This window comes from Kribbella sp. NPDC004875 (assembly GCF_042873375.1).
Lineage (GTDB): Bacteria > Actinomycetota > Actinomycetes > Propionibacteriales > Kribbellaceae > Kribbella.
The window spans coordinates 695475-711791 of sequence record NZ_JBIALI010000004.1; the positions used below are offsets into that span (position 1 = coordinate 695475).

Genomic DNA, 16317 nt, shown 5'->3' on the forward strand with positions numbered 1-16317 from the left:
GCTCGCGCTCGCGGGCTGGGATGCGACAGAGGGAGTGCTGGTGCCGAAGACCGACTACGACGAGTTCGCTGCGGCGTACTCCGCGGACAACGAGGTCAACCTGCTCAACGGCCACTACGAACGGCCGGCGATGCTAAATCTCGCGGGTGACGTGGACGGCCGTCACATTCTCGACGTCGGCTGCGGCTCCGGCCCGCTGTCAGCGGCGCTCCGCGACCGGGGCGCGACCATCGCCGGCTTCGACGTGAGCGCGGCGATGCTCGAACTGGCCCGCCGCAGGCTCGGCGACGACGTAGACCTCCGAGTCGGCGACTTGGCCAAGCCGCTCCCGTACGACGACGCCGCCTTCGATGACGTGATGGCCTCGCTCGTCCTGCACTACCTGGAGGACTGGACCAATCCGCTCGCGGAGCTGCGCCGAGTGCTGAAGCCCGGCGGTCGGCTGATCCTGTCGCTGAACCACCCGATCGTCCAGACGGCGCTCGACCCCAACGCGAAGTACTTCGACGTCGCAGAGTTCTCCTTCGACGCCGAGCACGCCGGCCACACGGTCACGTACACGATCTGGCACCGGCCGCTCCAAGCAATGAGCGACGCGTTCACGAAGGCAGGTTTCCGCATCTCGGTGATCAGCGAGCCGCCGATCGCCGAGGACACACCGATCGACCTCCGCCCGCAGGGTATGGAGCACCCCGCACGGTTCATCAGCTTCATCTTCTTCGTCCTCGAGGCCTGCTAGCGACCCTCCGAAACCACGCGGGCGAACACAGGTTCGGGAGCCGCGACCACTTCACCGTCGCCTAGTTGCCGAGACAGTCGCTCGGCTCCGCCTGGGCAGAACGGCGCGAGTTCGGTGGTGAGCGTTCGGCACGCCTGCGCGACCCGGCTGAGGAGGCGGTGAACGAGGGGCAGATCGCCGGTGGCGCTCTTCAGAGCCTTCCACGGTTCCGCCGCGTTCAAGAGCTGATTGGCAAGGTTGACCGCGGCAACCAAGTGTGCGGTCGCCGAGCGGAAGTCCGCGGTCCTGAGGGCGGCGTCGATGTCTGCCGGAAGCGCGGCGCAGGCCGCGTCCAGAGCGGTGCTGTCCCACGTCGGCCCGATCACGGGTACGTCGTCACTGTGCAGCCGACCGTCGTAGTACTTGTGGAGCAAGGTCACGGTGCGGTTCGCGAGGTTGCCGAGTCCGTTGGCGAGGTCGGTGTTGTACGCCCGGATCAGGCGTGCGGTGGTGAACTCGGTGTCACCGAGGAGCGGTACCTCGCGAGTGATCCACCAGCGAAGGGCGTCCGTACCGTAGGCCTCAGCGAGGTCGACGGGGTCGACGATGTTGCCGGTGCTCTTCGACAGCTTGGCGCCACCCACGTTGACGTAGTCGTGGACGTGGATGGTGGTCGGGAGCGGCTGGCCCGCCGAGAGCAGGAGTCCTGTCCAGTAGACGGCGTGGAATCGAGTGATGCCCTTGCCGATCACGTGGACGCGTTCGCCGTCGCCGGCCCACCAGTACTCGAAGTCCTCGCCGGGCTGGTCGACGCCGAGCGCGGTGATGTAGTTGGTGAGCGCGTCCCACCAGACGTAGATCACCTGGTCGGGGTCGCCGGGGACCGGGATGCCCCATCCGCCCGCGCGAGCTGCCGGGCGAGAGACGCTGAAGTCCTGCAGACCCTTGTCGAGGAACGCCAGTACTTCGTTGCGCTTCTGAGGCGGGTTGATCGTGAGGGCGCCAGTGGTGATCGCGTGCTTGATGTGATCGCGATAACGAGTCAGGCGGAAGAACCAGTTGGTCTCGGTCACCCGCTCCGGCGCCGTACCGTGCTCGGGGCAGGCTCCGTCGATCAACGCGTCGGGCTCGTAGAACTGCTCGCATCCGACGCAGTACAGGCCTGTATAGGTGTGCTGGTAGAAGTCGCCGGCGTCGGCGCAGCGCTTCCAGAGGTAGTCGACGCCGGGGCGATGGCGCGGGTCGGACGATGTCCGGATGTAGTCGTCGCAGCTCAGGTCGAGAACGCTCTGGAGCGCTTGGAAGCGGTCGGCCGCGTGGTTGACGAAGTCGGCTACCGGCTCGCCGGCGGTGCGAGCGGCGAGGACGTTCTTCAGGGCGTGATCGTCGGTGCCGGACAGGAACCGGACCGGTTGGCCGCGGAGCCTGCGGTGGCGGGCGAGCACGTCAGCCTGCACGAACTCGAGCGCATGCCCGAGGTGCGGCGCCGCGTTCACGTAGGGGATCGCGGTGGTGATGTAGTACGGGTTCATCGATGGGGTTCCTTCCCTGTCGCCTCGGGAGGGAGCCCACAACGCACCGAGCCCACTACCGAGGGCTCGACCGGCTGAATTCAGCGCAAGACCACAAGCCCCTCGAAGGGGCTCATCATCCGCCGCACGTTGCACATAACCATGAGGCTACCGCCCGATCCCGATCCCGACGAACCCGTTTCCGTCCGCCATCGTTCGGAGTAATTCACTGGCACTCGTCGTCGAGGGCCTGCCAGGGTGCTGGATATGGCCGAGGTCGTAGTCCCGCTGACCGTTCGTGATCTCACCGAAGCGGACCTGCCCGCCTGCAGTTGGTACGGAACGGCGACGGGTCTCCGGGCCGTAGCCGACGCCATCTGCCGCGTCCGGCGTGGCGAGGTCGACTACCTGGCCGTCTGCCCGCCCTCCGGAATGCCAGTTGCGGTCGGTGGGATCGACTACAGCAAACCGCCCGGCGCGGCCACGATCTGGCAACTGTCGGTCCGGGAAGAGCTGCGCTCCTGTGGGATCGGCTCAGTCCTCATTGACGCGCTGGAACAACGAGCCCGCGCCCGCGGCCTCGACTGGGTCGAGCTAGGCGTGGACGACAACCGGTCCCGCCCACGTGCCTTGTACGAGCGCCTGGGCTACGTGGTAAGTGGCAGCGAGTCCGGCTCCTGGGACGAGGAAGCAGCGGACGGATCCACGGTCCGCTATGAAACCCAGATAACCCTGATGCGCAAACAACTCATCCAGGCGTAGTCGCTAGTTGGTTGCGACCTGGACGGCGTTCAGGATGCTCGACAGGCTGCCCGAGTGCGCCAACTTCAACTCAGCGAGATCCCCAGGCCGGAACCACCGAAGATCGTCGTGCTCGTCCGGTTCGGCGTTCACAGGTTCTCCGTCCCACCGCGTGACGAGGAACGCGTGTACGTCGAGATTCGGATCGCTGACCGCCATCGCGATCGGCACCGGGTCGTGGACTTGGACCCCGATCTCCTCGAGGCATTCCCGACGAACAGCCTGCTCAGGCAACTCGTCCGCCTCGACATGCCCGCCGACGAGATCCCAGCAGTCGGGATACGCCTGCCTCGACGGATGCCGATGCACCAGAAGCACAAGGCCGTCACGCACAAGCGCAGCAACAGCAATACGAATCCCACCAACCATCCCGGCACTCTAAACGCCCCCACCGACATCGCCCACGCGGCGTACGCCGCCCCTCGCATCGCCCTCGCGGTGTACGCCGGCACGTCGCGACGCCAGACGGCGTACCGGCGCCTCGTGTGCGCGCGAATCACGAGCGCAGCGCCGCCGGTGCCGTAGGGTTCGGGTCGTGTCCGAAACCGACGTACTGGTGTTGCGGCCGGCTCCGGGTCCGCGGCGCCAGGTCCTCACGATCGCCGCCGTGGTCGCCGTGGTCCTCGTTGTCGCCGGCGTCCTGACTGGCGGCATGCCCGCCCTGATCACCTGCCTCGGCCTCGTCGTACTGCTGGCCGTCACCATCGCCGTCTACCTGTCGCGGTCCCGCATCGTCGTCACCCCGGCAGACATCTCGGCGCGCGGCCTGACCTTCCACCGGCGTCGCGACCGCACGCTCGCCGGCTCGGTGATCCGGGCCACGGTGGTGCAGCCCGGCGCTGTCTCCGAGACCATCGTCGTCCTCGACAACGGCGGAAACGCGCTCTTGAGCATCAACGGCGCCCTGTACGCGCGCGCAGATCTCGACCGGCTGATCGCCCATCTCGGACTGCCCACCGGTGGGCCGAGCGGCCCAATCACTACGGCGCAACTCGCCCGCGAACGCCCCGGCACCGTCAGCTGGGCCGGGCGGCACCCGATCGCGTTCCCAATACTCTGCGCCCTCGGCATAGCCGTCGCCGCCGTGCTCCTCGGAACCCTGCTGTCGGCCCTGACAGGCTGACCCGCACAACTCCCAGCCGCGAACAGGCAGGAACGGGAGAGTTGAAACGCGAAGGCTACTGTCCGGCGAGCTTGGCGACGACCGGCGCGAAGGTATCCGCGAAGTCAGCGCCGATGACGAAGTATGAGAAGCCGATCTCCTCGCGCCGGCGTTCGATTTCTTCGGCGGCCGCCCCGGGATCACCCGGAAGGATGACGAGCGAGTCGGCCGCACGCAGCGCCGCGGTGTCAAGGCCCGGTGCCGCCATGAACGGCGCGAGACCGTCGCCGACGGCTGCGACATGTTGGGCGAGCTCGATGTCGCGGCGGCCGGCGAAGTCGCGTACCCGCTTCGTGGTCTCGACCCGCTCGTCGTCCGCCGCGAGTACGAACGTGACCGCGTCAGCGACCTCGAGCGCCAGCGCCTGCGACTTCGGTCCGCTCACCGCCATGACGACCGGCGTGTGCAGATCCGGGCCGTCGAACGTACGGAGGGCGGCCACGGTCTCGCGCATCCTGGCGCGACGCTCGGCGGGGGAGACGGCAGCGCGCCCCAGCTCGACCTCGATCCCCGGTCGGCCGGCGCCGATGCCCATCTCGAAACGGCCCTCGGTGAGTACTGAGAGTGAGTGAGCTTCCCAGGCCAAGGTCGACGGTTCGTGCAGCGCCGCGGCGTACACCCAGGAGCCGATCCTCAGGTCAGCAAGCGCAGCCGCGGTTGCCAGCGTCGGTCCAAGGGCCGGCTGCCACGTCGGAACATCAGGCATCAGCAACGTTGAGTAACCATTGTCGGCGATGCGGCGTACGCGATCCCGCCACGTCGGCAGATCAGCGGTGATCGGCGCAACCACACCGAAGCGGAACGGTCTGGGTGCTCGCCGGGCCTGGTCAGGCATCGTGGTCTCCTCGAGGGTGGTGGCTGTTCGGTTCCTTTGACCTCTCCACGAACTAGTCACCCAGAATCCGACAAACAGCGCACCAAGAAATTCAACCTCTCTGGCCGGACGCTGTTGCTAGCGTCCAGGGTCATGGATTCGCGGATGGTTGAGGTGGATGGCGTCGGATTGCATGTCGGCGTAACGGGCCGGGGGCGCGATGTGGTCGTGCTGACCGGTGGGCCGGGCTGCGTGCAGTATCTGGAACGGGACGAGATCTCACCTCCCGATCACCGTGCCTGGTATCCAGAACCGCGGGGAGTCGGCCGCTCGGGCGGCGAGCCGCACACCATGGAACGAGCGATCGCTGACCTCGAAGGTATCCGCTCAGCTGTCGGTGTCGGCAGCTGGCTCGTGGTGGGGCACTCGTGGGGGAGTGACCTGGGCGTGCGCTACGCGCTTCAGCATCCGGAAGCCGTCGAAGGTGTCGTCGGTATCGCCGGCCGCGGTCCACAACGCGATCGCAGCTGGTCCGCAGCCTACGAAGCAGGCAAGGACACGGAGCCTGTTGTGCCGATCGACTGGGTACCGGAGGTGCATGCCGCGCTCGGCGAATCGTTCATCGAATGGATTCGCCAACCGGATCTGTGGCGAGGGCTGGCCGACTGCGACGTACCGATGCACTTCATCGCGGCCGGCGAGGACATCCGCCCTTCCTGGCCACTCGCCCAGCTCGCCGCCCTCGTCCCACGAGGCAAGTTCTCGACAGTCCCCGGAGTCCCTCACGACTTCTGGTTCACCCACCCCGAACTCTGGGCCCACACCGTAGCCAGCGCCTGCACCACGATGTAGCAGTACTGACTTTGTCAGGGCTGAGCATTCGGGTAGGTGACGGCGCGTAGGACCTTCGCCGGTGCGCCGGCCGCCACGGAGTACGGCGGGATGTCCTGCGTGACCACGCTGTTGGCGCCGATCACGCACCTCTCGCCGATCGTCACGCCGCTCGTGACGACCACGTTCGCGCCGAGCCAGACGTTGTCGCCGATCCGCGTCGGCCCCTTGGAGTCGAACCCCTGCCACGGCACCGGCCGATCCGGATCGTCGAACCGATGATTGGCATCCGTCACGAAGCACCCGTTCGCCAGCATGCAGTGCGAGCCGATCTCGACCAGCTCGAGCGCCGCGACCATCACCGCGATGTTCAGGAACGTCCCGTCCCCGATCCGCACGCGCCCCTCGTCGCCAACGGTGATCCACACGTTGGGCTCGAACAACGTGTTGGCCCCGACCTCGAGCCGCCCGTCCTGCAAGGCCTCCAGCACGTTCCCGTGCAACGGCCACCGCGCGAACGCCCCGCGCCGCATCAGCTCCCAGTGGATCCGCCCGCGATTCCAGGGCAACGAATACCGCTGGTACCAGCGCCATTTCTGCACCCAGGCCTTCAGTTGCCCACGAAGCTCCTCCACACCCGCCAGGCTACGCGGCAACTGCCCGCCAACTCGGTCAAGTGTGCAAGGCTGAGGAACGTGGAGCGTGTCTTTCCTGCCGGTGCCGCTGATGAGCGCGAGGTGCTGACCGGTTTCCTCGACTGGCAACGAGCAACCGTACGCCGAAAGGTCGACGGCCTGCCGCCCGAACTGGCCGATCGCGCCCTCCTGAGCACGTCCCCACGCATGACGATCGCCGGCGTCGTCTCACACCTGCGGCAAACCGAGTACGACTGGTTCGCCGGAAGCTTCCCGTCATTCGCCGACACAACCTTCGCGCGGGACCAGGACGGCGGCTGGCCAACTGGCGGCCGCGCAATCGCCGACCTCGTGAGCGACTACGAGGCCGAGTGCGCACACTCGAGGCGCATCGTCGCCCAGTTGACCCTCGACGCCATCCAGCAGTTCACCCCACCGCAGTTCACCCCGGTATCACTGCGCTGGATCCTCACGCACCTGATCGAAGAAACAGCCCGCCACCTGGGCCACCTCGACATCCTCCGAGAACAACTGGACGGCACCCGCGGCTACTGACGCCGTACATCGGGTCGCGTCAGTAGATGTAGAGGCCGTCGCCGGCTGTGGCTTGCCTGCCGGGGTCGGCGGTGATGGGTGTGATGGTGATGTCATAGTCCTCGTTCGGGCCGTCAACGCCTTCGTGGTGCGCGCGGCGACCTCGGGCAAGCACACGAACGAGGTGCAGGCCCGGCGCGGCGGGTGTGTAGACGAGCGGCGTCGATCCGGAACCCATCAACGGCACGAGATACATGTCGCCTTCGATCGGAATCGCGGCTTGCTGTCCGACGTCCCACCCGTCTGCGGCGGCAGCGAGGTCAGGTAGCGGCTCGAGGCCGATATGGACGGTGACGTCGACTGGGCCATCGGTGCCGCCGGTGAGGATGATGAGCGCGCCTGGTACCTGGGGGTCGAACGCCAGCAGTGGGCCCGCAGGGAGGCTGGAGTCGATGATGGGATTGACACCGAACGGAGTCAGGTGGAACTGATGGTAGGAGACTCCGATCTGGTAGGTCTGCGGCACGGTCACCGGTCGAACGCTACTCGGAATGGTTCACCGAACGCTTGCTTGTGTCGCCGGGGGAGTAGCCCAAGGGCGGGTGCGGGGGAGTTGTCGGAGGTTGCTGCCACACTTGCGCACTATGACGTCCACGGCCGTTCGTACGGCGCTTGTCTCGCCTCGCTTGAACCCTGGGGACCGAGTTCGGTTCGTCTCGCCGGCCAGCACGCCTGATCGTGAGCTGGTGGCGAAGGGCGTGGAGCTTGTGACCGGCTGGGGGCTGCAGGTTGAGCTTGGCGAGCACGTGTTCGACAGCTTCGGTTATCTGGCCGGCGCGGACGACGACAGACTGGCTGACCTCAACGACGCCTTTCGGGATCCCGGGGTACGGGCGATCTTCGCCACCCGCGGCGGAAAAGGCGCCTACCGCATCGCCGACGGTCTCGACTTCGACGCCGTACGTCGCGATCCGAAGCCGCTGATCGGATTCAGTGACATCACCGCCTTGCACCTCGCGCTGTGGAACCAAGTCGGCCTGGCCGGCATCCATGGACCCTCCATGAGCTGGTACGAACCGAACTGTGGTCCGGAGTGCGCTGAGGCCTTGCGCCGCGCATTGATGACTACCACCGAGGTCGTCGTACACCAGGATCCGAACGAGCTGAGCGCCGCCCTGACCGAAGGCGAAGCTGCAACAGGCTTCCTGATGGGCGGCAACCTCGACACCGTTCGCTGTGCCATCGGCGCAGACCTGCCCAGCTTGGCCGGCGGCATCCTCCTCATCGAGGTGAACCACGGCACGGGTCTCGGCATGGTCGACCGCCAACTGACCCAGCTGCTGCGATCAGGCCTGCTCGACGGCCTGCGCGGTGTCGCCGTAGGCCAGATCACTGGCTTCGAGGACGACGTCAGCAACGGATGGACCGTCCTCGACGTACTCCGCGACCGGCTGGCGAAACTCGACGTTCCCGTCCTCGGCGGCCTACCCATCGGCCACGGCCCCCAACCCGCCACGACCCCTCTCGGCACCTTGGCAACAATCAACCCAACAGCAGGCACGCTAACCGCCGCGCCAGCCGTCCAATGAACAGCATCGGGGGGACTGGCCCACACCGGACTCCTGAGCTGCATCGAGCCTGGCACAAGCCCACCGAGCAGAAGCCGGACCACAGCTTCGCCGAGGCGTATGCGCGGGCCAACGAGAACGGCCTGTTCAACCGCTGATACGCCCGGCCCACGGTGCTTGCCTGCTGGGTGACGTCGCCGGATTCTTGGACGCCGGCTGTGGTTCAGGCCCGCTGATCGCCGACCTTTCTTCTTCACCCTCAAGGCAGCTACTGCGCCTCTTCTGCACCCGTAAGTTGAGCGCCGATAACGGACATTATGTCAACTAGTGGCCTGCGTGGTGCCTCAGATGAATCGTCTGGCCAGCCGCGGAGCCACTGCCCCGTCTGGCGCTCATCTGTCGCGGTCGGCGCTGACGATCAGGATGTTCGGTAGTGCGACGTAGGACTCGATCGCCCTGATTCCGCTGTCCCGTGCGACCTGTGGATCGAGTCTCGGTTCGCAGAGTTCGGTCACGCGACACCCGAGACCGACGAGTTCGTTGATGTAGGCCGACAGCGGGCGGTGGAAGTCTGGTGCGTAGCCGTCTGGCATCTCGTACTCGTCCAGATATCGATCAAGCTGGTAATGACCGTGGTCCCGCCATGTTGGGTAGAGATTCTCGAACGCCGGATGGGTGATCGAGAACACGAACCGTCCGCCCGGCTTCAGCGCGCCGACGCACGCAGCCATCGCCGACTGCCAGGCGGGTATCGCGAGGAGCACCATGCTGCAGACCACCGCATCGAACGGCTGCCCAACCTCAGGCAACGTCGAGAGATCAGCCTGCACGAACCTGATGCCCTGACGCCGCTCCTGCTCGAGCTTCTGGGCGCGCGCCAGCAGCGCGGCGGCCGGCTCCACACCAACGACCTCAGCTCCGCCCGCGGCCAACAGCCGGCTCAAATATCCTTCGCCGCTGCCTGCATCGAGGACTCTCCGGCCATCGACAGGCCCCAGCATTCGAAGCAGGTTCCCATTCATCAAGTGGCGCTTGGGAAAGTCACCCTGATCGTCGTACGCCTCAATTGCGTCAGCCGGCATCGCCGACCATGCTGCGATCGCCTCTGAGTTGCTGATCATGGACATGCGCTCACACCTCTCCGACGACAGATAGGCAGGGACAGCCAGAACTCATCGCGTCCTGGTGGCCACTCCCCCGAGGCGACGTTGATGAAGGCAACAAGTTCGTGTCGAACACACCACCCCGGCGACCTGACCGGCGTCGTGCCTCGGCGAGCCGATATAGCCGTGGGTCTTCAGTCGCGCTGAGCAGATGCAGGTCGGCTTCTCCAAATGTTCGAGCGAGCCGGGTCACCGACCACTCGAATTTCCAACGCTCAGCGCCACGACGGCCTGGTCCCGCAACCACTCCTCCGCAGCCTCCCACGACCACCCGCAGTCGCGAACCAGCGTCCGCCATGCCGCGAAGCCGAACGACAGCCACAGTACGTCCCCAACCTTCGATGCACTCACGTCGTCCCTGACCAATGCGAGCGCGACGAGGTGATCGGCCGCAGCCTGCAGCGCAGCCCGGTAGTCCGTCGTACTGTCCTGCCAGGCTTTGTCGGCGACCTCGTGCGCACCGAGCGCGGAGTAGAGAATGTCGACGACGTCCTGCAGCGCCTCGTTCGCCCGCCTCGTCCCGGCGGCCACCTCGGCGACCGCTCCAGCCAGATCCCGGCATTCCCGAACCCGCTGGAGTGCCGCCTCCGCGTCGGATTGCACGATGCTGACGCTGATGAGTTCCGTCAAGATCGTGGCCTTGCTCCCGACGCTCGCATAGACGGTCTTCACCGAAACCCCGGCCGCCGCAGCGATCTCGGTCACCGGCACCCGCGCGTACCCCTTCGCCGCAAACAAGCGGCGAGCCGCCTCGACGATGTCGCGCCGGGTATCGATGGCCTCTTCTCGCCGACGCGGGGAGTGGTACGAGCGAGGTGTCATGCGGCCTAGGCTACGCTGAGGAAATCATTAGAAACACCTTCACCTCAATTGGAGTTCCCCTGTGCTTGACCAGTCCGAGGGTTTGCGGCTGTACGACGAACTGATCGCCGTGCACACCATCATGCGACGAAGTACCGCGCTGGTGGTCGACGCGCTCCAGGCGCTGATCGACGGTCGTCCGGCCCGGGTCGCGACGCTGACCGGGTTGATCACCTGGCAATCAGCGTTCATTCATCATCACCACGAGAGCGAGGACGAGCTGTTCTGGCCGGTCCTGCGGACCCGCTTCCCCGACATCGTGACGCAACTGGACGCGCTGTCGGTCGATCACGACAAGCTCGACAGGGCATTGGAGCGACTTCTCGACCAGGCCGCCTCGCTACGCGATGCGGCGGCCGGCGAAACCACCGCCCGTGCCGTTGCGCTGTTGCCAGCCGCGATCGAGGTCCGCGATGTACTGGCCGGCCATCTGAATACCGAGGAACCGGTGCTGAAGGGGCTGTTTCCCGACCTTTCTGCCGAAGAAATCGTTGCCCTCCGCAAGGCAGTCGTCGCCGGCGCGCCGAAGTCGGGCCCGGAGTGGGTTCTGGGTCTGATGGTCGACCCGTCCCAGGCCCAGGGCTACGACATCATGATGGCGAACTTCCCGCCTCCCGTGCGCTGGCTTCGCCCGGTGCTGATGCGCAGGTACACGAAAGCACGCCGATCCCTCGCGGTCGCGTAGCGCCCTGGGGTGAGCACCCCAGTACCCCCCCGTTGACCTGCTCGCCGGTCAACGGTTCCACCATCGGGCGGCCACGACTCGACCCGACGACTTTCCAGTGCGGGATGTGTCTCTGCCGGTGCTCTGCTAGCCGGCTGCCGCGTCGAGTCGCGCAGCGGCCTTTCGGACGAGTTGGATGAAGACCGTGTCGGTGATCTCGTCACCTTCGGCGTCCAGTTCGACCACGGTGCCACCTCGGACGACGAAGGCGACGTAGTCGCTGATCGCGTCGATCCCGTCCTCGGATATCGAGGTGTCGTAGCGGACCGCGAATGCGTTGGTGAGTCCTTGGACAGGCAGCTGCTTTGCAACCCAGTAGTACGTCTCCTGGCCCGGAGGCACCATCGTGTACTTCGAGCATTTCGTGAACTGGCTCGTCAGATCGGATATGAACTTGTCCAACTGTGTCGGCCAGGACCACACCGATTCGGTCACCCACTGCAGTTGTTCTCTGGTGAAATACTGGCCCCGGACCGCCGTCGCCGGCTTGCCCAAGATATCCGTCGGATGCCGGAACGTCAGGCACTCGGGCGGATCGTACTGAGCCCGAACGCCGGGGGTCGGCGTGGGATCCACCGCAACCCCGCCGTCCCAGCCCTTTGGCAAATCGCTCACGACGAGCGCCGCCTTCATCGCCTCGTTGACCCTCAGTGGGACGACTGTTGGTGTCAGGGTTGGGACGGGTGCGGGCGTGTCGGGCTGCGTGGTGCAGGCAGTCAGGGTGAGGACGGCGACGAGCGCGAGGAGGCGTACCACCTAGTACTCACCAGAGAACTGAATCATGGTGGTTAAAATACCCGGCCTTGCTGGTCATCCCGGTGGCTGCTGGGTTTAGCTCGTGGAATGGGGTCTGAGCTTGAAGATGAGGATGCCTAGGTACTTGTTCATCCAGGCTTGTTTGTGTGGGTACTGGCTTCGGGCCGCTTCGGACAGCTGAGGTTCTAGCGTGGTCTCGATCCACAGGCCGGCGGCGCTGAACGTGTTCAGCAGGTCGGACATCGTGTACGGGCGTTTGGTCAGGGTGATGTGGTCGTTCCAGCCGCTGACGTAGGAGTGTGGCGCACTGGTGAAGTACTCCTCCCCCAATGTCGTTCCGTTCTGTTCGGCCCGCTCCACGGCGTACCGGATGGGTTGCGTCCTGGTGAGCAGGATGAAGCCGTCCTCGGCGAGCATTGCGCGGGCTGTCTTGAGGGCGCGGACTGGATCTTTCGCGTAACCGAAGGACTGCAGGAACAGGATCCGGTCGAACTTGCCGCCGCCGAGCTCAGGCAGGGAATCCAGCTCGGAGAGATCGCCTCGGATGAGCTGCAGGCCGGACGGCGGGTCCTCGAGGAAGTTGCCGCTGACATCTATACCGACCGAATTGGTCGCGCCGTGTCGGACCAGTTCGGCGAGCTTGCTGCCGTTCCCGCAGCCGAGATCGAGCACCGACCGTCCGGTGACGTCGCCGAGCAGTTCACGCTGCGCCGGCCACTCGACGAGCCGATCCAGCGAGTCTTCCTTGGTGCGAGCCCGCTCGTAGTCCGGAGCAAGCTCCAGCCACGCTCGGCTCGACTCCCCCGGCCCGTCCGAACCAGTTGCCTGTACGTCGTCTGACATCGCCACGAGACAGACCATAGTCGGCGTACTGAAGGAGCATCTCCCCCAGACCCAATCGGCGGTCAGCGATAAGCGTTCGACGGGGTGATGATGGGGGTTGTAGGTTGCGGGTGGTCGTGGCGTTGGTTGAGGAGGTGGGGCCCCATGTTGGTGGTATTTGCTGTGGGCGCTCCCCCGGTCTGTCACGGTTGGCGATTGACGTAGGTGTCGCCGGAGCGCCAAATGATCAAGGCACTCCTGGAAGGTCATACCTATGGATACTTCATCGCTGCACGGCGAGTACGACGTGATTGTCGCGGGCTGTGGACCGGTTGGCGCGATGTTGGCTGCTGAACTGCGGTTGCACGATGTGGGAGTACTCGTTCTCGAGAAAGAAACCGAGCCCGCCTCGTTTGTACGTGTCGTTGGGCTGCATATTCGCAGCCTTGAGTTGATGGCGATGCGTGGGCTGCTGGATCGTCTGCTCGAAAACGGTCGACGGCGTCCGGTGGCCGGATTCTTTGCCGCTATCAACAAGCCTGCGCCCAACAATCTGGAGTCTGCGCAGGCGTATCTACTGGGCATACCGCAGCCGGTTGTTGTTCGCTTGCTTGAAGAGCATGCGATCGGCCTCGGCGCGGAGGTTCGACGCGGCGCGGCAGTAGTCGATTTTGCGCAGGACGACGACGGTGTCACGGTTGAATTGTCTGACGGGGAAGAAGTGCGATGTCGCTATCTCGTCGGGTGTGACGGCTCGCGCAGTACGGTGCGGAAAGTGCTCGGCGTTGGCTTTCCCGGCGTGCCCTCGCGGAACGAAACATTGATGGGCGAGCTGGAAGTCGGTGCACCGCAGGACGAGATCGTCACCAAAGTGGCGGAAATCCAGGAGAACCACAAGACGTTCAGTATGCGGCCCTTCGGTGACGGGGTTTACCGAGTGGTGATCCCGGTTGCGGGAGTAAGCTCGGGATGCCCGACCCTTGAGGACTTCCAGGAGGCATTGCGCGCCATCGCCGGCACCGACTTCGGAGTGCACTCCCCTCGTTGGTTGTCGCGTTTCGGCGATGCCACCCGCCTGGCTGAACGTTATCGCGTCGGCCGGGTGATACTGGCAGGCGACGCAGCACATATTCACCCACCGACCGGCGGCCAAGGGCTGAATCTGGGTATTCAGGACGCATTCAACCTGGGCTGGAAATTGGCGGCGCAGCTCTGCGGCTGGGCGCCGGAACCATTGCTCGACACCTATCACGCGGAACGTCACCCAGTTGCGGAGAACGTACTGGACAACACGCGCGCGCAAATGGAATTGCTATCCACGGAGCCAGGCCCGAAGGCCGTCCGCAGACTGCTCACCGAATTGATGGACTTCGACGAGGTGAACCGCTACCTGATCAAGAAGATCACCGCGATCGACATCCGCTACGAATTCGGCGAAGGCCCCGATCTGCTCGGCCGCCGCCAACGCGATATCGAACTCGAGCAAGGCAGCCTCTACGACCAGCTGCACCGCGGCCGCGGCCTGCTGCTCGACCGCACCGGACAACTGACCGTCGGCGGCTGGTCGGAGCGCGTCGACTACCTCGCCGATCCCACCGCGGCGCTGGACGTCCCGTGCCTCCTCCTTCGCCCGGACGGTCATGTCGCCTGGATCGGCGACGACCAGCACGACCTCGACAATCACCTGACCCGCTGGTTCGGCAGGCCCGCCGGCTGACGATCAGGAGAGCGGCAAGTACTTCTGACAAACCTCGACGTTGTGGAGCACGATGTCGTCTCGGCGTCGTTGCTCCCACACGTCTCGCGTCAGCCGCCACCGGTTCAGCAGGCCTGGTTCGCCCAGCCGGGTGGCCCAGTCCGAACCGTTCGGCTCGTACCCGAGAGCCCGTGAGATCGAGTTGGAGCCGTGGTTGTCGACGAAGGCGTCGCTGCCCGCCTCCTTCGCACCGAGCCCGTCGAACGCGAGGTGCAGGATCGCCGCGCGCATCTCGCGGCCGAGTCCGCGACGGCGCTGGTCGTCGGCCAGCCACGAGAAGCTGGTGACTGTGCCGAGCGTCGAGAAGTTGACGCCGCAGAGGTCCTGCATCCCGACGGCGCGACCGTCGACAACGACCGCGAAGTACAGCCGCCAGGCCTCCGGCTCAACCCGGCCCCGGCCACGCCAGATCGCCCGCATCCATTTGGCTACCCGTTCGTCGGGATCCGGCTCGTAGAGCGAGATCGGGTCGTCGTACGGCGCAGGCTCGGCGGCCGTCTTACCAGCGCGGACCAGATCGGCGAGCTCGTCCAGCAGGTCGTCTGTTGCCCCACGCAACTCCAGCCTCGGCGTGGTGACCCGCACGTCAAGAAGCGGATAGCTCGTCATGCAGCCGATTCAACTCCACCGGTCCGCCACAGCGCACACCGTTTTCGAACTCTCCCGACGCGATATCGAGTTGCGGAGCCCCCGACGACAGAGCAGGGTGCCGGGATGAGCGACGCATTCGAGGCGGCGGCTCGCGCCGCGGAAGTCAACGCCGAGACGCGGCCGGTCCACATCGCCGACGGCCTCGTGACGCGGCCCGCGAGTACAGCATCCGCGACCATCCAGAACTACCTGCGCTTCCTCCGGGACCAAGGCGTCGATTGCGTTCCCGAACCCGTGGAATTGGGAAGCGGCACAGAGTCCCTCCGATACCTACCTGGCGCGAGCGGCGGGGACGGCTGGTACCACCAGCACACAGACGATGGGCTCGCCTCGGCCGCGCGGCTGTTGCGAAGGATCCACGACGCCGGCAAGCCGTGGCAGCCGCCGGCCGACGCGGTCTGGGGTGCGCCCGAGGTCCCCGGCGACGACATCGTCTACTGCCACGGCGATCCCGGTCCGTGGAACTTCGTCTGGAACGACAACACCGCGGTCGGCTTGATCGATTGGGACTATCTCCACCCCGGCCCGCGCGTCGACGACATTGCGTACGCGCTCCATTGGTTCGTCCCGTTGCGCTCCGACGAGTTCACTCTCGACTGGCATCACTTCCCGCAGATCCCCGACCGTCGTCATCGCATCGCCGTGTTCCTCGAAGCGTACGGCGACCTCCCGGTCTTCGATGTTGTCGACGCGGTCACCGCTCGGATGCAGGCGACTTCCGATCTGATGAGGCAACTCGCGGAGGACGGACAAGAGCCGCAACGCACCTGGGTCCTCGACGGCGCCCTCGACCGGGACAGAGAGGAAATCGTCTGGGTTCTCGAACACCGCGACCTGCTCACTCCAGATCGCAGCGCGGGAAGGAACCGATGACGCGACCCGGCCGCTGGCTGATGGCTGGGATGCGAACGACGGCGCATGGATCGAGTAGACCGTCGCGGGTACGGCGAGAACGATCTTGTGAACGTAATCACAAGTGGTTACGATCTGCGCATGACGAGCCACTGCGC

General features: G+C 65.7%; 20 protein-coding genes. 10 read left to right on the top strand and 10 right to left on the bottom strand.

Annotation, left to right across the window (positions count from 1 at the left end; genetic code table 11):
• The first annotated feature begins 40 nt into the window (after positions 1-40).
• Positions 41-739 (top strand): class I SAM-dependent methyltransferase, encoded by a 699-nt coding sequence (locus tag ACFYRH_RS25525; protein WP_387780144.1) that lies wholly within the window; start codon positions 41-43, stop codon positions 737-739.
• Here the strand turns inward: ACFYRH_RS25525 and metG are convergent.
• Complete coding sequence (gene metG / locus ACFYRH_RS25530; protein WP_387780147.1) at positions 736-2250, bottom strand: methionine--tRNA ligase; 1515 nt, start codon at positions 2248-2250, stop codon at positions 736-738. The two genes, ACFYRH_RS25525 and metG, sit on opposite strands and share 4 nt — an antisense overlap.
• A gap of 246 nt (positions 2251-2496) precedes the next feature.
• Here metG and ACFYRH_RS25535 point away from each other — a divergent pair, with 246 nt between their 5' ends.
• Positions 2497-2991, top strand: a complete 495-nt coding sequence (locus tag ACFYRH_RS25535) for a GNAT family N-acetyltransferase (protein WP_387780150.1) — start codon at positions 2497-2499, stop codon at positions 2989-2991.
• 3 nt (positions 2992-2994) lie between these two features.
• On the opposite strand, the gene ACFYRH_RS25540 is transcribed toward ACFYRH_RS25535, so the two are convergent.
• Positions 2995-3399, bottom strand: a complete 405-nt coding sequence (locus ACFYRH_RS25540) for an NUDIX hydrolase (RefSeq protein ID WP_387780153.1) — start codon at positions 3397-3399, stop codon at positions 2995-2997.
• A gap of 166 nt (positions 3400-3565) precedes the next feature.
• On the opposite strand from ACFYRH_RS25540, the gene ACFYRH_RS25545 reads away from it, so the two are divergent.
• On the top strand, positions 3566-4153 hold the full coding sequence (locus tag ACFYRH_RS25545; protein WP_387780156.1) for a hypothetical protein: 588 nt from the start codon (positions 3566-3568) through the stop codon (positions 4151-4153).
• A 55-nt stretch (positions 4154-4208) separates the two neighbouring features.
• Here the strand turns inward: ACFYRH_RS25545 and ACFYRH_RS25550 are convergent, their stop codons facing one another.
• Positions 4209-5027: an LLM class flavin-dependent oxidoreductase gene (locus ACFYRH_RS25550; RefSeq protein WP_387780159.1), complete on the bottom strand. Its 819-nt coding sequence runs from the start codon at positions 5025-5027 to the stop codon at positions 4209-4211.
• Between the two features lie 132 nt (positions 5028-5159).
• Between ACFYRH_RS25550 and ACFYRH_RS25555 the strand changes: the two genes are divergently transcribed.
• The gene (locus tag ACFYRH_RS25555) at positions 5160-5858 is read left to right on the top strand and encodes an alpha/beta fold hydrolase (RefSeq protein ID WP_387780162.1); all 699 of its coding nucleotides are present in this window, start codon (positions 5160-5162) and stop codon (positions 5856-5858) included.
• 14 nt (positions 5859-5872) lie between these two features.
• Here ACFYRH_RS25555 and ACFYRH_RS25560 read toward each other — a convergent pair whose 3' ends face one another.
• Entirely contained in the window at positions 5873-6472 is a 600-nt protein-coding gene (locus ACFYRH_RS25560; RefSeq protein ID WP_387780165.1) for an acyltransferase, read from the bottom strand.
• 60 nt (positions 6473-6532) lie between these two features.
• Here ACFYRH_RS25560 and ACFYRH_RS25565 point away from each other — a divergent pair, with 60 nt between their 5' ends.
• Positions 6533-7027 (top strand): DinB family protein, encoded by a 495-nt coding sequence (locus ACFYRH_RS25565; RefSeq protein ID WP_387780168.1) that lies wholly within the window; start codon positions 6533-6535, stop codon positions 7025-7027.
• Between the two features lie 19 nt (positions 7028-7046).
• Here the strand turns inward: ACFYRH_RS25565 and ACFYRH_RS25570 are convergent, their stop codons facing one another.
• On the bottom strand, positions 7047-7538 hold the full coding sequence (locus ACFYRH_RS25570) for a hypothetical protein (RefSeq protein ID WP_387780171.1): 492 nt from the start codon (positions 7536-7538) through the stop codon (positions 7047-7049).
• A gap of 112 nt (positions 7539-7650) precedes the next feature.
• On the opposite strand from ACFYRH_RS25570, the gene ACFYRH_RS25575 reads away from it, so the two are divergent.
• On the top strand, positions 7651-8595 hold the full coding sequence (locus ACFYRH_RS25575; protein ID WP_387780174.1) for an LD-carboxypeptidase: 945 nt from the start codon (positions 7651-7653) through the stop codon (positions 8593-8595).
• Positions 8592-8732 carry a hypothetical protein gene (locus tag ACFYRH_RS25580; protein WP_387780177.1) on the top strand — a complete coding sequence of 47 codons (141 nt, stop codon included), beginning with the start codon at positions 8592-8594 and terminating at the stop codon, positions 8730-8732. Before ACFYRH_RS25575 ends, ACFYRH_RS25580 begins: the two co-directional genes overlap by 4 nt.
• 234 nt (positions 8733-8966) lie before the next feature.
• Here ACFYRH_RS25580 and ACFYRH_RS25585 read toward each other — a convergent pair whose 3' ends face one another.
• Both ACFYRH_RS25585 and ACFYRH_RS25590 read right to left on the bottom strand, forming a co-directional pair.
• Positions 8967-9701 (bottom strand): class I SAM-dependent methyltransferase, encoded by a 735-nt coding sequence (locus ACFYRH_RS25585; RefSeq protein ID WP_387780180.1) that lies wholly within the window; start codon positions 9699-9701, stop codon positions 8967-8969.
• A 225-nt stretch (positions 9702-9926) separates the two neighbouring features.
• Positions 9927-10559: a TetR/AcrR family transcriptional regulator gene (locus tag ACFYRH_RS25590; protein WP_387780183.1), complete on the bottom strand. Its 633-nt coding sequence runs from the start codon at positions 10557-10559 to the stop codon at positions 9927-9929.
• Positions 10560-10620: 61 nt separating this feature from the next.
• Between ACFYRH_RS25590 and ACFYRH_RS25595 the strand changes: the two genes are divergently transcribed.
• Entirely contained in the window at positions 10621-11283 is a 663-nt protein-coding gene (locus ACFYRH_RS25595; RefSeq protein ID WP_387780186.1) for a hemerythrin domain-containing protein, read from the top strand.
• A gap of 126 nt (positions 11284-11409) precedes the next feature.
• Here ACFYRH_RS25595 and ACFYRH_RS25600 read toward each other — a convergent pair whose 3' ends face one another.
• Both ACFYRH_RS25600 and ACFYRH_RS25605 read right to left on the bottom strand, forming a co-directional pair.
• Positions 11410-12078 carry a hypothetical protein gene (locus tag ACFYRH_RS25600; RefSeq protein ID WP_387780189.1) on the bottom strand — a complete coding sequence of 223 codons (669 nt, stop codon included), beginning with the start codon at positions 12076-12078 and terminating at the stop codon, positions 11410-11412.
• 75 nt (positions 12079-12153) lie between these two features.
• Positions 12154-12921, bottom strand: a complete 768-nt coding sequence (locus ACFYRH_RS25605; RefSeq protein ID WP_387780675.1) for a class I SAM-dependent methyltransferase — start codon at positions 12919-12921, stop codon at positions 12154-12156.
• A 253-nt stretch (positions 12922-13174) separates the two neighbouring features.
• Between ACFYRH_RS25605 and ACFYRH_RS25610 the strand changes: the two genes are divergently transcribed.
• The gene (locus tag ACFYRH_RS25610) at positions 13175-14617 is read left to right on the top strand and encodes an FAD-dependent monooxygenase (protein ID WP_387780191.1); all 1443 of its coding nucleotides are present in this window, start codon (positions 13175-13177) and stop codon (positions 14615-14617) included.
• Positions 14618-14620: 3 nt separating this feature from the next.
• On the opposite strand, the gene ACFYRH_RS25615 is transcribed toward ACFYRH_RS25610, so the two are convergent.
• Positions 14621-15265: a GNAT family N-acetyltransferase gene (locus ACFYRH_RS25615; RefSeq protein ID WP_387780194.1), complete on the bottom strand. Its 645-nt coding sequence runs from the start codon at positions 15263-15265 to the stop codon at positions 14621-14623.
• Between the two features lie 105 nt (positions 15266-15370).
• Between ACFYRH_RS25615 and ACFYRH_RS25620 the strand changes: the two genes are divergently transcribed.
• Positions 15371-16180: a phosphotransferase gene (locus ACFYRH_RS25620; RefSeq protein ID WP_387780197.1), complete on the top strand. Its 810-nt coding sequence runs from the start codon at positions 15371-15373 to the stop codon at positions 16178-16180.
• Positions 16181-16317: the final 137 nt, after the last annotated feature.

Excerpts from the sequence above, each read along its gene's own strand:
- metG (WP_387780147.1), bottom strand. The coding sequence starts at position 2,250 with ATGAACCCGTACTACATCACCACCGCGATCCCCTACGTGAACGCGGCG.
- ACFYRH_RS25535 (WP_387780150.1), top strand. The coding sequence starts at position 2,497 with ATGGCCGAGGTCGTAGTCCCGCTGACCGTTCGTGATCTCACCGAAGCG.
- ACFYRH_RS25540 (WP_387780153.1), bottom strand. The coding sequence starts at position 3,399 with ATGGTTGGTGGGATTCGTATTGCTGTTGCTGCGCTTGTGCGTGACGGC.
- ACFYRH_RS25550 (WP_387780159.1), bottom strand. The coding sequence starts at position 5,027 with ATGCCTGACCAGGCCCGGCGAGCACCCAGACCGTTCCGCTTCGGTGTG.
- ACFYRH_RS25555 (WP_387780162.1), top strand. The coding sequence starts at position 5,160 with ATGGATTCGCGGATGGTTGAGGTGGATGGCGTCGGATTGCATGTCGGC.
- ACFYRH_RS25575 (WP_387780174.1), top strand. The coding sequence starts at position 7,651 with ATGACGTCCACGGCCGTTCGTACGGCGCTTGTCTCGCCTCGCTTGAAC.
- ACFYRH_RS25580 (WP_387780177.1), top strand. The coding sequence starts at position 8,592 with ATGAACAGCATCGGGGGGACTGGCCCACACCGGACTCCTGAGCTGCAT.
- ACFYRH_RS25585 (WP_387780180.1), bottom strand. The coding sequence starts at position 9,701 with ATGTCCATGATCAGCAACTCAGAGGCGATCGCAGCATGGTCGGCGATG.
- ACFYRH_RS25590 (WP_387780183.1), bottom strand. The coding sequence starts at position 10,559 with ATGACACCTCGCTCGTACCACTCCCCGCGTCGGCGAGAAGAGGCCATC.
- ACFYRH_RS25605 (WP_387780675.1), bottom strand. The coding sequence starts at position 12,921 with ATGTCAGACGACGTACAGGCAACTGGTTCGGACGGGCCGGGGGAGTCG.
- ACFYRH_RS25610 (WP_387780191.1), top strand. The coding sequence starts at position 13,175 with ATGGATACTTCATCGCTGCACGGCGAGTACGACGTGATTGTCGCGGGC.
- ACFYRH_RS25615 (WP_387780194.1), bottom strand. The coding sequence starts at position 15,265 with ATGACGAGCTATCCGCTTCTTGACGTGCGGGTCACCACGCCGAGGCTG.
- ACFYRH_RS25620 (WP_387780197.1), top strand. The coding sequence starts at position 15,371 with ATGAGCGACGCATTCGAGGCGGCGGCTCGCGCCGCGGAAGTCAACGCC.